We start from the raw sequence: 13,870 nt of genomic DNA, 5'->3' as shown, positions 1-13,870 counted from the left end.
AACTAAAGATAGAAATAAATGATGGTGTGTCGTTCTGAAGTTGAATGAAAGAATAGAAGAATTAGACCTAAAAACTAGGATATTATGATTTAAAAAAATCAGTTAAATAATCATATATTGATAATGTTTGATAATTAAACTAAAACATGAAAAATAACACAATTAACATGCACTTATAAGCAATTCGATTTATTAAACATACGTCTAATATCCCTAGAAATTACTGTTCCGTATATTCCGTGGCTGTTGAATTTTACTTAAAAATTCAATGAATGTTATGGACAAGTACTCATGGGAGATGAGAACGATGACAACGGAAAAAATAGACATAAATTCTGTAGTCGATAAGGCTAAATTTACCCCGTTCCACTTCAATGTAGTGGCTTGGTGCTTATTGATTATTTTATTTGATGGCTACGATTTAGCGATTAATGGCGTGGTTTTACCATTATTGATGCAAGACTGGGGCTTAACTGCAATGCAAGCGGGGATGCTTGCCAGTACTGCGCTCGCAGGCATGATGTTTGGTGCCATGTTCTTTGGTTCTTTAGCAGATAAGATTGGCCGTAAAAAAGTCATCATGATCTGTATTGTTTTATTTAGTGGTTTGACCTTTGCCGGTGGTTTTGCGTCAAATCCAACAGAATTTGGTATTTTGCGTTTCTTGGCTGGTTTAGGGATTGGCGGTGTAATGCCTAACCTTGTGGCTTTAACGTCGGAATACGCGCCGCAGAAGATGCGTAGTACACTAGTAACGACGATGTTTAGTGGTTATGCAGTCGGTGGTGTGATGGCGGCACTTTTAGGTTCATGGTTCACCCCTGATTTTGGTTGGCAAATCATGTTCTTTATCGCAGGTATTCCACTTTTCCTTTTACCTGTCATTTGGAAATTCTTACCTGAATCTTTGGCATTTATGGTGAAAGAAAACAAACAGGAAAAAGCTCGCAGTATCGTGAAGCGCTTAGCGCCTGAAGTGAAAGTGACTGAAAATACAGTGTTCACTTTACCGCAAGAAAATGTACCTGAAGCTGCTAACGTGGTGAGTTTGTTCCGCCGTGGTCGTGCCGTAAATACATTGCTGTTTTGGGTGGCGTTCTTTACGTGCCTATTGACCATGTATGCGCTAAGCAGCTGGTTACCAAAACTGATGATGGCAGCCGGTTATTCTATGGATAACAGCTTGATGTTCATGATGGTCATGAACGTTGGCGCAGTTGTGGGTATTGTTGGCGGTGGTATTTTGGCTGACCGTTTCCATTTAAAACCTGTGCTGATGGTTTTGGGTATGATGGGGGCGATTGTGATGAGCTTGATGGGCTTCCAATCGAATCAGTTCTTGCTATACATCTTGGTGTTCTTGGCAGGTGCTGCGTCTATTGGTTCGCAAATGCTGCTATACAGCTATGTGGCGCAGTATTACCCACTTGCTGTACGTTCGACGGGTATTGGTTGGTCTTCTGCGATCGGTCGTATGGGCGCGATTGTAGGGCCGATTCTGATTGGTGGTTTGCTCGGTATGAACTTACCTGCACATTTCAACTTTATGGCGGTGGGTTTACCTGTACTGATTACTGCAATCGCGGTTGCGCTGATTATGCATGAAAATGACAGTGATAAAATTGATGTTAAAGAAGCATCTACAGCCAAAGCTTAAGTTGTGATTCTTTAAAAGGAAAAGCCTCCGAAAGGGGGCTTTTTTATGCTATAAAATTTAATTTTAAAAATAAATTAAAGAAATGAGTGAAGAACAATTAATAGCTGAAGCAATTTTGCAACTTAAACAAGAATCCAATGTTTTTAAAGATTATATTTTCCCTATAGCAATGGCACTCTTTTCTTCATTGATTGGTGCAATAGTTGGGTATAAGGTTTATTTAAGACAAGAGAAACTTGGTATTGAAAAGGAAAAGCTAAATATAATTAATAAATGGATTTTACTTTCAAATGAAGTACAGCAAGATTTACTGGCCATTAAAGAAAATTACATTAAAAGAGTGAATGAAGATCCTTATTACCGAATTTTTAATATACCAACGATACTTTTAAATAAAAAAAACTATAATTTAGAATATCAAGAGTTAGCTTTTATTGAAAATGTCAGCCCTTCAAAATTTTCTCATATACCCTATTTAAGAACAATTTTTGAAAACTATATAAATTTAGTTTCAATATGGGCTAAAAGAAATGAGCTTAATGATGAAGTTAAAGCGCAAATAATTAACAAAATTCCTCAAAATTTAACTTATTTTGATGTTTCTAGAGAGTTAATAGATAAATCAGTGGATCAAAGTAAGTTTGCGGCCTTAATTGATTTAACTGAAATTGTAATTAGATACACTGATGACTTAATAATTGAACTTGAATCACTTAATAATGAACTGCCATTAATATCCAAAAAAGCAGTTGATATGAAATGCTTAAAAAATTTTGGCTCAATTTTGAATTATGGAAGGAGTACAAGTATTGAGTTACTTTCAGAATGTCCTTTACCTGATTTCAAAAAATTATCAACAATCCTAGGACGTTCAGAGGAAGAACTTATGGCAAGATATAACCCATTATTTAAAAAATAATTTAAGGTTTGCTATATGAAACTCAACTCATTCTCCCCAATTCCAGAAGACGATGAAGAACTGCATCTGCCTGAACTGGTGTACTGGGCATCTTTAGGTGAACGCGCAGAAGTCGAAAAGTCTTTGGCAAATGGCACAGACGTAAACTCTGCCGATGACGAAGGCTACAGCGCACTGCATGCAGCCGCAGAAAACGGCTATTTAGACGTAGTGAAGCTGTTGGTAGAGAAAGGTGCAAATGTACAGCATAAGACCCAATACACAGCATTAGAGCTTGCAGAAATGGCAGGCAATGATGATGTAGTGGCATACTTAAAAAATTTGTAAGCCATACATCTTATAAAGTAGATTCATAAAATACCCGCATGCAATATGCGGGTATTTTCATTTTAGAATTATTGTTGCTGTTGCTGTTGCTGTTGCTGTTGCTGTTGCTGTTGCTCAAGCTCCTGCTGAATCGCTTGATTAAACGCAGGCAAGTCATCTGGACAACGAGAAGTAATGAGCACCCAACCACCCGTATTACAGCGGTGCACCTGCTCATCGACCCAATGTGCACCCGCATTTTCCAAATCCAAACGAATACTTTTATAAGACGTCAGAGTTTTATCACGAATTCGTTCAGCATTAATGAGCGCCCAAGGACCATGACAAATTGCAGCAATAGGTTTTTGATGGTCAGCAAAGTTTTGAATAAGTCGCAGTGCATCTTCATTGATCCGTAGATGATCTGCATTGACAGTTCCGGCCGGAATTACTAAGACATCATAGTCTTCAGCATTTACGCTGCTCAATTGGGCATTGGGTTGAACTTCAGCTTCGACCTTTTTGTCGGCTTTTACTGTTTGGACAACCGCATGTTTAATAGCGGCATGAATGGCTTCAATTCCCTTTTCATTTAAATAATTTAATGGTTGGATCAGCTCGTCATGTTCAACACCGACATTTGACGTTATCACTAAAGCTTTTAAAGTCATGATTGACTCCTTGCAATGAGGATTGTCTACCACGCTAACAAGCTGACGGATTTGGGTATGTAATAATTTCGCAGGAAACTGTAAGAAGTTTTGACAGAGATGTTATGCGAAAGTTCTAGATTAGAGCGAACTTTTAAAAATCAGCTAGAAAAAGAAAACCCCAACATCCTGTTGGGGTTTTCTTCGTATTTCGTATTTTAGATACAACTCCATGTCATATCTCACGTCCTGATGCAGAAACTTATTGTTATTGTTTTATGTTTCGGAAACTTCCTGTTTCCTGATAACTGTAGATTAGGCCTGTTTGAATAAATTGAATAGCAGCAATTTTCTGCATGTCATGTAAGCCAAAACGTACAAAATTATTCTGTTACCTTTCCAAAGAAAAATCATCTGATTAATTGATTAGAATCAAATGATTATAAAAGGGAAGGGAACAGTAAATGAAACAATGCTTACAATATTTTCGAACGCCTAGCCTCATCGTCGGTATCTTGATGACAGCCGCATGCCATGCGGAAAACACCGCATCTACAGCGCAGAATCAAACATCAAACCAAGCTCAAAATTCGGCACAAATCCAGCAAGAACAACGCTTTAAAATACAAAAAATCGCTCAATTTAATGAGCCTTGGGCCATCCAGCCGCTCTCAGACGGACGTTTATTGCTGACAGAAAGAAAAGGTCAACTGATCATCTTTAACCCGCAAAACCAGCAGAAAATACAGGTGAAAAACCTTCCCAAAGTTGCCTATGGTGGACAAGGCGGCTTAGGTGATATTGCACTCGATCCACAGTTTGAAAAAAATCATCAGATATACTTGAGCTATGCAGAAGCAGGACAGGGCGGTTATGGCGCTGTCATCGAAAAAGCCACATTAAACCTCAATGAAGCTGCACCAAGTTTAAAACAGCGGAAAATCATTTGGAGGCAAATTCCAAAAGCAGAAGGTCAAGGCCATTATTCACACCGAATGCAGTTTGGTACAGATGGAAAATTATGGGTGAGTTCGGGCGAACGTCAGAAGTTTGATCCTGCACAAGATCTGCAGTCAAATTTGGGTAAAGTACTGCGCTTAAATAGTGATGGAACACCTGCTGCGGATAATCCATTTCAGACCCAAGGCGAAGTTGCAAAGCAAGTGTGGAGCTTCGGGCACCGTAACCCTTTAGGCATGGCATTTGATGCAAAACAGCAGCTTTGGGTGGCCGAAATGGGCCCGAAAGGCGGCGATGAGTTAAATCTTGTGCAGCGTGGGAAAAACTATGGCTATCCGCATGTGTCGAATGGCGATCATTATGATGATCAACCGATTCCTGATCATCATACTCGGCCTGAATTTGAAGCGCCTGCCATCAGTTGGACACCGGTGATTTCACCGTCGAGTTTGATGTTTTACCAAGGGCAAAAGTTCCCGTTGTGGAAAAATAAGGCGCTGATTGGTGGCTTATCTTCAGAAGCGATTGTGATTGTTGATACAGAGCTTAAACCTGTCCAAGAAATACAACGAATTGCCATGCCACAGCGTATTCGAGGACTAATTGAAGCCAAAGACGGCAGTCTTTGGGGCATTGAAGATGGAGAAAAGGCATGGTTATTCAAAATTGAGCCGAAATAGTGACTAAAAAATAAACAAAAAATTCAAAAAATAAAAAAAAGCCCCTACGGGGCTTCTCACATACAGGCCTACACGAATTTTAAATACGTCAGCTAAGCCGCATAGTGCTCATCGGCATTAAAGGCATTGGCTTGAATTTGAATCAGTTTACGATTTCCTTGCTCTCCATTCATCCGCCAATGCGCAATTTTAATATTATCGACGATCGAAACATCACCTTTTTGCCACTGCAAAAGCAGTGCATCTTTATACATCGCATCAAAAAATTGCTGCTTTTCAGCATCGCTCCATTCAATTTGTTGACCTTCTGGTGTGTAAATTTCCCAAGTCAGTTGCATGCCGTCCGCCGTCGAATCGATTTCAATCTCCCCGCGATTTTCAAAGCAATTTTTGGCCGCCTGATGGGCAAATGGATTGGTATTATTAGCAAAAGCCCACGGCTGAATCACATGCTTTTTCGTATCGGGGTGATGAATCACCAGTGGCGAACGCTGCAAGGTCAGTTTGGCTTTTTTATCTTGTCGAATCTCTAGACTAAACGGGCTCTTTTTCAGCAATAATCGGTCAAATAGCCCCACCTCGCACGCCGAGACATAAGAAAAATGGTTCCATGCACCAAGATATTTTTCCTGTAGATGTTTCGGAAAATTCTCCCAAATCTGCTCTAAGTTATTAAATCCTGTTTCTGCCAAATACGTCGAAGGTTCCTGACAAAATAAGGCGATATAACGCGAGCGTTCTGAGCGTACTCCGCCTTCAACATGCGGGCCTTGTACCGAGTTTTCGACTGGACCCAATTGCACTGTGTTGCGATCGATATAACGACGGTAGTCGCCTGCGCCGAGCAATTTCTCGCTGTATTTTCGCATCCAAGATGCAACCCAGCTGGGCATGTTGGGGTTAAATGCATTCCATGGCGTAAACTGAAAATATTGTTCAATCAGTTGGTTAAATTGTTCGGGTTGCTCGATGTTAAAACCACGAAACAGTAAGATGCCATTTTCATGGATTTGTTGTAAAAGCTCTTGTCGATGCGCGCCAATATATTGTGCAAGATCTTGCGGGCTATTGTGTTCTGGAGCGGCATGAAAAATGCGGGTAAAACTATTCAGTTGTTGCTGTTGCAATTGCATAGGTCATTCTCTAATTTTTTAATTCAATTTTTATTGTTGTCGCCTAATCCCTAAGCGCTGACAGTTCGAGCTGCTGAACTCGCAGCCGTTATTCTGTCTAAATTCTCTGCCGATTATAAGTACAGTTTTACTGTTGCGATGTAAGTATTGTTGATAAATTGCGATTTTTCGACGAATAGAGTGCGATCTCTGAATGAATGACGACATGAAAAAAGCCCTCGACATCCTATCGAGGGCTTTTTAGATTCATTCTAAAGATATGACTCCTGTCATACCGATCAGCGTTCCTGCTGCATGTGCATTATTTATTTTTATTGCAAGACATCCTGTCTCTGTATGTTCTTACTATAGGCGCGTTGCTGTTGAGGCTATAGGCGTAAATACTGCAAGCGCTGTAGGTAAATGCCTACAGCAGAACGTCGCTAAATCCTGCTAGTGTAGTGATTTAAATAAAAACAATGAGTTTCGCGCATGCCTGCAACACAAATCGATATACGGATGCAATACAGCATAGAACAAGAACAACAGCTGATAAATGCTGTCTTTGATGCCTTACAACAGAGTTTTCAGCTGCCTCGATATGACCGCAATATACGTTTGCAAGTGCATGCGCTACATCGGTTTCAGGTGTTTGATCATTTGACGCAGCCTGAGCGTTTTACACATATCACCATCGATTGCTTTGCGGGACGAACCTTAGCAACCAAGCGTAAGTTATATCAAATGCTGGTGCAAAATTTGGTGGAATTTGGCATTCCAGCCGACCATATCATCATTACCTTACGCGAAAGCCCTCAAGAAAACTGGGGGATACGAGGTGGTCAAGCCGCTTGTGATGTCGATTTAGGTTTTCAGGTGGATGTTTAGTCTGTGCAAATACATGGAATGTTGCTTTCACGGAGCCTAAACGAAAAAAGCCCCGACATCCTGTCGGGGCTTTTTCGGATTCATTCTAGCGGTATAACTCCTGTCCTACCGTTAAGCTTCCTGCTCATTGTCTTATCATTGTTGTTTTATGTTCAGTGACATCCTGTCGCTGTATGACCTTAATATAAAAGTAATCCAATAATGTGAATAGTGTCTTTTATCCGCATCTGATGTAAGCCAAAACGTACAACACCTAAATTATCATTCTGTCCGTCGCGTCAATGTATTGCATAGCAGATAGGCTCTAGACCGCTAGATCTATGTATCCAAATCGATCTAAACCGCTTTTAAAACAGTAGGAAGCTAGTTTTGATGTGATTAAAATCTTCATCAGCGGTGTTACATATTTTTGCGATTAATTGGTTGAATGGTGAACTAATTTATCAGACATTAAAAATTCATAATGAAAAATATACAGGGAATAGGATCGATGCTAAGAACACTTACACAACAAAGGACGACATCAAAACTTCAGCTCGCGTTAGGCTGCGCCATTGCGCTTAGTGCTTCAGCAAGTTGGGCAGCATCTCCACAAGAGATTAAGAAAATTGCGGAAAGTCAAAAGCAAAGTTATTTAGAAACCTTGAAAACCTTGGTCAATATTGAATCTGGAAGTAAAGATATTGAGGGTTTGAATCAAATTGCCAAGGTGGTCGCAGAGCAATTAAAAGCCACAGGGGCTGAGGTGAACGTGATTCAGCCCAAAGACATCATGAAACTCGATGGTGCGCCAGATCAGACAGGGCCGATTGTAAAAGCGATACTAAAAGGCAAAGGTAAAACGAACATTATGTTGTTGGCACATAATGACACGGTATATCAAAAGGGCCAATTACAAGGTCAACCGTTTCGTATAGACGGTAATAAAGCCTATGGCTTGGGTATTTTGGATGACAAGCAAGGTGTTGCTGCAGTGATTCATGTCTTGGATATGCTGAAACAGCTGAAGTACCAAGATTACGGCACCATTACAGTGTTAATTAATTCAGATGAAGAAATCAGTTCACCCGGCTCGCGCCAATTGATTATGGATACCGCTCAAAATCAGGATGTTGTCCTCTCCTTTGAAACCGGTGGTTTAGAGGGAAGTTTGATGTTAGCCACCAGTGGGATTGGTGCGGCTTATTTAGATATTAAAGGGCGGGGTTCGCATGCGGGGGTAAAACCTGAAGCAGGGGTCAATGCCTTGACAGAACTGGCTTTTCAGATTCAACAATTGGAAAATCTATCCAATCCGAAAACGGGTTTAAAGCTGAATTGGACTGTTGCGACGGCTGGAAAAACCCGAAATGTGATTCCTGACCATGCGACAGCGCAGGCAGATGCTCGTTCCTTAAAACCCCAAGATTTTGCCGAGTTGGAAAAAACCTTGAAGCAAAAAGTCAAAACCAAAAAATTGGCGGAAAGTCAGGTCGAGGTTAAATTTGAAGTCCGTCGTCCACCTTTAGAAGCCAGCCCACAAGCCAAAAAATTAGCCGCGACAGCGCAGCAGATTTATACAAATGAATTAAAGCTGCCGATGAAAGTTGAAACGACCGCTTGGGGTGGTGGTACCGATGCCGCTTTTGCTGGGGTTAGTTCAAAAGCCGCGATCATTGAAGGAATCGGTATGTCGGGAGATGGATTACATTCAGATAAAGCCGAATATATTTTGATCGATTCCATCGTTCCACGTTTGTACTTGGTGACGCGTTTAATTATCGAAAGTTCTAAAAAGTAAGCAGATCCGATTGGGCGAGATCCATTGAGCCATTGCCCTGAGTTGGCTGTGGCTCATGTTAGAGCTAATCTTGTGCAGCATTTGAAATGAAAAAAGCCCCGACATCCTGTCGAGGCTTTTTCAGATTCATTCTAGCGGTATAACTCCTGTCCTACCGTAAGCTTCCTGCTTAGTCTTATCATTGTTGTTTTATGTTCAGTGACGTCCTGTCTCTGTATGTTTTAACTTTATCGTGGATGATGCATGGCGTATAGCTGCCATCTGCCGAAAATAATGTAAGCCTGAACCTACAAAAGGCGGCATTTATCACGCGAACGGCAATAATTAAGCACTCACATATTGCAGTAATTTTTTGAAAATCGCTTTAACCGCTTTGTTATCAAATTCATTCGGTTCGAATTTATCTGCTTGATTACGCGTGAAAATGTCACGAATTTCAACCACAGCATTACTGTCGATTAAGCCCAATTGGGTTGCCACTTGGCGAATTTGATCAATCGAACGTGAACCATTGGTGCCACCATAGCTAACTTATGCCGCAGGTTTTCCGCCCCATTCTTTACCGAGGTAATCCAACGCATTTTTGAGTGCAGGGCTGTAGCCGTGGTTGTATTCAGGGCTAATGAAAATAAATGCGTCGCCTTGCGCGATTTTATCTGCCCATTCTTGTTGTTTAGGCTGATCATAAATACCGGTCAAAGGAGGGTTTGCGCCAGCAAAAAAAGGCAAATCCCATTCTTTTAAGTCGATAATTTCAGTTTCTACGGTACTGTAGTCATAGCTTTCGATTTCTGAAAGTAGCCAGTTGGCAATTTTAATTGCCGTGCGACCTTCGCGGACACTGCCGACAATAATATGAAGTTTCATGGTATTTTCCGTCTTGTTTTAAAGTCTTGCATTAAATTAATATGAAAACGGTCCGTTGCATATACAGAAAATGTATCGAGTCGATTGATAGTTATAAAAATAGTGATAAAAAAAAGCTCCCGAAGGAGCTTTCATTTGCTGAAACTTAGATCAGTTTCACGCCTTGTTGACCGGCAGGGGTCACTTTGAAAATTTCAACTTCAAAGGTGATATTTTTACCGGCTAGAGGGTGGTTGAAATCCACTTCGGTAATGTCTTCACCTACAGTTTTGATCACCCCATACAGACTTTGTTTGGCTTTATCTTCAAACTCAATCATATGGCCTTCAACAGGACGTTGCTCAAATTTGACAGTATCAAATTTTTGTACGTTTTCCGGGTTCCATGGACCAAAAGCATCTTCAGGAGGAAGGCTCACAGTACGGCGGTCACCTGCACGTAAACCGAATAAAGCTTTCTCAAAACCCGGTAATAAGCTGCCATCACCCATGACAAGGCTGACAGGTTCAGCACGGCTACGGGTATTGTCAATTTCTACGCCATTTTCAATAGCAACAGAAAAGTGAAGGTCTACTTTAGAACCTTCTTCAATACGAGTTTCCTCGTTAGGATTGATAAAATCAGTCATTTTGCGCTTCCGCACGTTGAATTCGGTGTTTTTCTAAGAAAAACGTATCGATAAGAAGCAGAATCGTGCCTAAAGTAATGGCACTGTCTGCAATATTAAATGCAGGAAAGTGGCTGTTGTTGTAATACACGTGAATGAAATCCACCACATAGCCTAAAGATACGCGGTCAATTAAGTTACCTATTGCGCCGCCTAAAATCAGGGCAATGGCAATTGGAAGGACTTTCACGTTTTTTGGCATACGCATGAGCCAAAATACAAAAATGACAGACACAAGTCCTGCGAGTGAAGTAAAGAAATAACGTTGCCATCCACCGGCATCGGACAAGAAACTAAAGGCAGCGCCATAGTTATGTAGTAATGTCCAATTTAAAAAGGGCATGACAGGTACAGGATCTGCGTAGTTCAGATGTGTACTTGCAATCCATTTGGTCCATTGATCCAAAATAATGGCAACAATGGATAAGCCCACCCACACTAAATTGTGTGGGTAGAATTGAAAGAAGCCCTTTTTTTCTTGTGGATTAGGCATATTTTCTCTCTTCGCCTTGACCTGTAGGAAGGTTAATAATACAACGAGAACAAAGACCTGGATGTTCGTGATGTGTATTCACATCTGGTAGTACATGCCAGCAGCGTGCACATTTTTCACCATCAGCAGCAGAGACTTTGACATTTAAACCGTCAAGGTCAGAGGCTTCACCTTGCGCTGCATCAAACGCATTGACAATCACTTGAGAAGTGATGAGGACAAAACGCAGTTCTTCACCGAATTTGTCTAAAACAGCTTTCAGCTCAGCATTGGCCCAAAGTTCAACTTTGGCAGACAAGTTTGAACCCACAGTTTTTGCAGTACGTGCAGCTTCAATAAACTTGTTCACTGCAGATTTGACAGTGATTAAGGTTTGCCATTCAGCTTCAGTCACTAGATTCGCTGTAGAGGCTACAGGAATGTCATACCACTCCGCAGTAAATACATATTTCTCAGATTGCTCTGGAATCAGTGGCCAAGCTTCTTGTGCGGTAAAGCTCAAGATTGGAGACATCCAACGGACAAAGGCTTGAACCAAGTGATACAACGCAGTTTGCGCAGAATGACGCGCAGCTGAGTCTGCCTTAGTGGTGTACTGACGGTCTTTGATGATGTCGAGGTAGAAACCACCCAAGTCATTAATACAGAAGTTGGTCAATGCGCTGGTCACGATATGGAAGTTCATATCTTCATAGGCTTGCTGAATGGTTTTCTGTACTTCCGCAGCACGTTGCAAGATGTATTGATCAAGCGCGATCAATTGATCAACAGGCAACGCATCAGTCGATGGTTTGAAGCCATTCAAGTTAGCCAACAAGAAACGCAACGTGTTACGGATACGGCGGTAACCATCTGATGCACGGCTAAAGATTTCTTTACCCGCAGTCATTTCATAACGGTAGTCTGCAGAGGCGATCCAGAAACGTAGACCATCTGCACCCATGTCTTTGATGATGTCTTGTGGAGTGATCACGTTACCGATCGACTTCGACATTTTGCGGCCTTTTTCATCCACAACGAAGCCGTGAGTCAATAAGCCTTTGTACGGGGCGCGGTTATTAATCGCCATAGACGTCAACAATGAAGATTGGAACCAGCCGCGATGTTGGTCAGAACCTTCAAGGTATAAGTCAGCAGGGTCTTGCAATTCTTCACGTTCACGAAGCACTGCAAAGTGTGTTGTTCCAGAGTCAAACCAAACATCTAGAGTGTCACGAACCGCATTATACTGCTCTGCATCTGCACCGATAAACTCAGATGCATCACGGTTATACCAACCGTCAATACCTTCCTGTTCAATCAGCTTCGCCACTTCTTCGATCAGCTCAGGGGTACGCGGGTGAAGTTCGTTGGTATCTTTATGCACGAAGAATGGAATTGGCACGCCCCATGTACGTTGACGTGAGATACACCAGTCTGGACGACCTTCAATCATCGATTGGATACGGTTTTTACCCCAATCCGGTACGAAGCTGATGTCATTTTCAATCGCGTTCAATGCACCTTGGCGTAAACCTTTTGCATCCATGCTGATGAACCATTGCGGTGTTGCACGGAAGATAATCGGTGTTTTATGGCGCCAGCAATGTGGGTAGCTATGTTTGATCACCACATGTGCCCAAAGTTTGCCTGCTTCGGTTAAAGCAGCAATGATTTTTGGATTGGCTTTGTAGATGTGTTCGCCTGCAAAAATTGGCGCAGTCGGTAAATATACACCGTTGCCGCCAACTGGATTGTCGACTTTCAGGTTGTACTGTAAGCCAACTTTATAGTCGTCCACACCATGGCCTGGCGCGGTATGCACAGCACCTGTACCACTGCCGTCTGTGACATGCTCACCCAAAATCACTGGCACTTGGCGTTCAGCAATTAACGGATGTTGTAGTACTAGATTTTCAAGTTTTGCACCAGCAAATTCAGCAATCACTTCTACTGCGTTAAAACCATAACGCTGAGTTGCAGATTCAACTAATGATTTTGCAAGGATGAAGTTTTGCGCTGCTTTGTCTTCGCCGGTTGCTTTCACCAATTGGTATTCAAGTTCAGCGTGTAGAGCAACCGCTTGGTTGGCAGGCATGGTCCAAGGCGTAGTTGTCCAGATTACGATATCTGTAGAATCGCTAACTGTAACACCTAGGCGTGCAGATAAATCAGCCAAATCAACAACGCTAAAACCAACGTCAATCGCATCTGATTTTTTGTCTTCGTATTCCACTTCAGCTTCAGCTAAGGCAGAACCACAGTCCAAACACCAGTTGACTGGTTTAAGACCCGGCTCAATATGGCCTGCTTTGGCAATTTCACCGAGCGAACGAACGATGTCGGCTTCTTGTTTGAAGTTCATGGTGAGGTAAGGATTGTCCCAATCACCAAATACGCCCATACGCACGAAGTCTTTTTTCTGTAATTCGACTTGGGTGTAAGCATATTCACGGCAGGCTTTACGGAAAGTTGAGGCATCTACTTTTACGCCGACTTTACCGACTTTTTCTTCAACTTTCAGTTCGATTGGAAGACCGTGACAGTCCCAGCCTGGTACATACGGTGCGTCAAAACCGTCCATTACACGGCTTTTGATGATGATGTCTTTGAGGACTTTATTCACCGCATGGCCTAAGTGAATTTGGCCATTTGCGTATGGAGGGCCGTCATGAAGCACATATTTTTTCTTGCCAATACGCGATGCACGAATCTGCTGATAAATGTTGTCGGCATACCACTCTTCTAACCATTTCGCTTCACGTACTGCGAGATTTGCTTTCATCGCAAATTCAGTACCTGGGAGGTTTAGCGTGGCTTTATAATCCACTGCATTTTCAGGAGTTTGCTTATCGCTCATGCAAGTTGTCTTCCAAATTTATCAGCCCGTTGACTGACGCGTTTTACAATAA

Annotated in this window: 11 protein-coding genes and 1 pseudogene; 6 read left to right on the top strand and 6 right to left on the bottom strand. The window is 41.8% G+C overall.

The annotated features are described in order from the left end of the window. Window positions 1-307 precede the first annotated feature (307 nt). From AC4CU0_RS14865 to AC4CU0_RS14855, 3 genes are all read left to right on the top strand, one after another. Window positions 308-1,657: an MFS transporter gene (locus AC4CU0_RS14865; protein WP_427987900.1), complete on the top strand. Its 1,350-nt coding sequence runs from the start codon at window positions 308-310 to the stop codon at window positions 1,655-1,657. 82 nt (window positions 1,658-1,739) lie between these two features. Next, a complete protein-coding gene (locus tag AC4CU0_RS14860) occupies window positions 1,740-2,576 on the top strand; it encodes a hypothetical protein (RefSeq protein WP_490743421.1) in 837 nt (278 codons plus the stop codon). 15 nt (window positions 2,577-2,591) lie between these two features. Beyond that, on the top strand, window positions 2,592-2,903 hold the full coding sequence (locus AC4CU0_RS14855) for an ankyrin repeat domain-containing protein (protein WP_490743420.1): 312 nt from the start codon (window positions 2,592-2,594) through the stop codon (window positions 2,901-2,903). Between the two features lie 68 nt (window positions 2,904-2,971). Here AC4CU0_RS14855 and AC4CU0_RS14850 read toward each other — a convergent pair whose 3' ends face one another. Further along, window positions 2,972-3,553 (bottom strand): type 1 glutamine amidotransferase domain-containing protein, encoded by a 582-nt coding sequence (locus AC4CU0_RS14850; RefSeq protein WP_490743419.1) that lies wholly within the window; start codon window positions 3,551-3,553, stop codon window positions 2,972-2,974. Window positions 3,554-3,996: 443 nt separating this feature from the next. Here AC4CU0_RS14850 and AC4CU0_RS14845 point away from each other — a divergent pair, with 443 nt between their 5' ends. Beyond that, window positions 3,997-5,172: a PQQ-dependent sugar dehydrogenase gene (locus AC4CU0_RS14845; RefSeq protein ID WP_490743418.1), complete on the top strand. Its 1,176-nt coding sequence runs from the start codon at window positions 3,997-3,999 to the stop codon at window positions 5,170-5,172. Between the two features lie 92 nt (window positions 5,173-5,264). Here the strand turns inward: AC4CU0_RS14845 and AC4CU0_RS14840 are convergent, their stop codons facing one another. Next, entirely contained in the window at window positions 5,265-6,305 is a 1,041-nt protein-coding gene (locus AC4CU0_RS14840) for a TauD/TfdA family dioxygenase (protein ID WP_472585133.1), read from the bottom strand. A gap of 471 nt (window positions 6,306-6,776) precedes the next feature. Here AC4CU0_RS14840 and AC4CU0_RS14835 point away from each other — a divergent pair, with 471 nt between their 5' ends. Together AC4CU0_RS14835 and AC4CU0_RS14830 are read left to right on the top strand one after the other, a co-directional pair. Continuing rightward, complete coding sequence (locus AC4CU0_RS14835) at window positions 6,777-7,172, top strand: tautomerase family protein (RefSeq protein WP_472585132.1); 396 nt, start codon at window positions 6,777-6,779, stop codon at window positions 7,170-7,172. Window positions 7,173-7,662: 490 nt separating this feature from the next. Next, window positions 7,663-8,952: a glutamate carboxypeptidase gene (locus AC4CU0_RS14830; protein ID WP_490743417.1), complete on the top strand. Its 1,290-nt coding sequence runs from the start codon at window positions 7,663-7,665 to the stop codon at window positions 8,950-8,952. A gap of 324 nt (window positions 8,953-9,276) precedes the next feature. On the opposite strand, the pseudogene AC4CU0_RS14825 reads toward AC4CU0_RS14830, so the two are convergent. From AC4CU0_RS14825 to ileS, 4 genes and pseudogenes are all read right to left on the bottom strand, one after another. Then, window positions 9,277-9,819: pseudogene (locus AC4CU0_RS14825) on the bottom strand (NADPH-dependent FMN reductase). Between the two features lie 145 nt (window positions 9,820-9,964). Then, window positions 9,965-10,447: an FKBP-type peptidyl-prolyl cis-trans isomerase gene (locus AC4CU0_RS14820; RefSeq protein WP_078190656.1), complete on the bottom strand. Its 483-nt coding sequence runs from the start codon at window positions 10,445-10,447 to the stop codon at window positions 9,965-9,967. Beyond that, window positions 10,440-10,979 carry a signal peptidase II gene (gene lspA / locus AC4CU0_RS14815; protein ID WP_078190655.1) on the bottom strand — a complete coding sequence of 180 codons (540 nt, stop codon included), beginning with the start codon at window positions 10,977-10,979 and terminating at the stop codon, window positions 10,440-10,442. Before lspA ends, AC4CU0_RS14820 begins: the two co-directional genes overlap by 8 nt. Further along, window positions 10,972-13,818, bottom strand: a complete 2,847-nt coding sequence (gene ileS / locus AC4CU0_RS14810) for an isoleucine--tRNA ligase (protein ID WP_180022897.1) — start codon at window positions 13,816-13,818, stop codon at window positions 10,972-10,974. The genes lspA and ileS overlap by 8 nt, the downstream gene beginning before the upstream one ends. Between the last annotated feature and the right edge of the window lie 52 nt (window positions 13,819-13,870).

This window comes from Acinetobacter sp. LipI_15, from assembly GCF_058242865.1.
The sequence above is the reverse complement of the archived record's forward strand: the minus strand, read 5'-3'. Positions and strand labels throughout refer to the sequence as shown.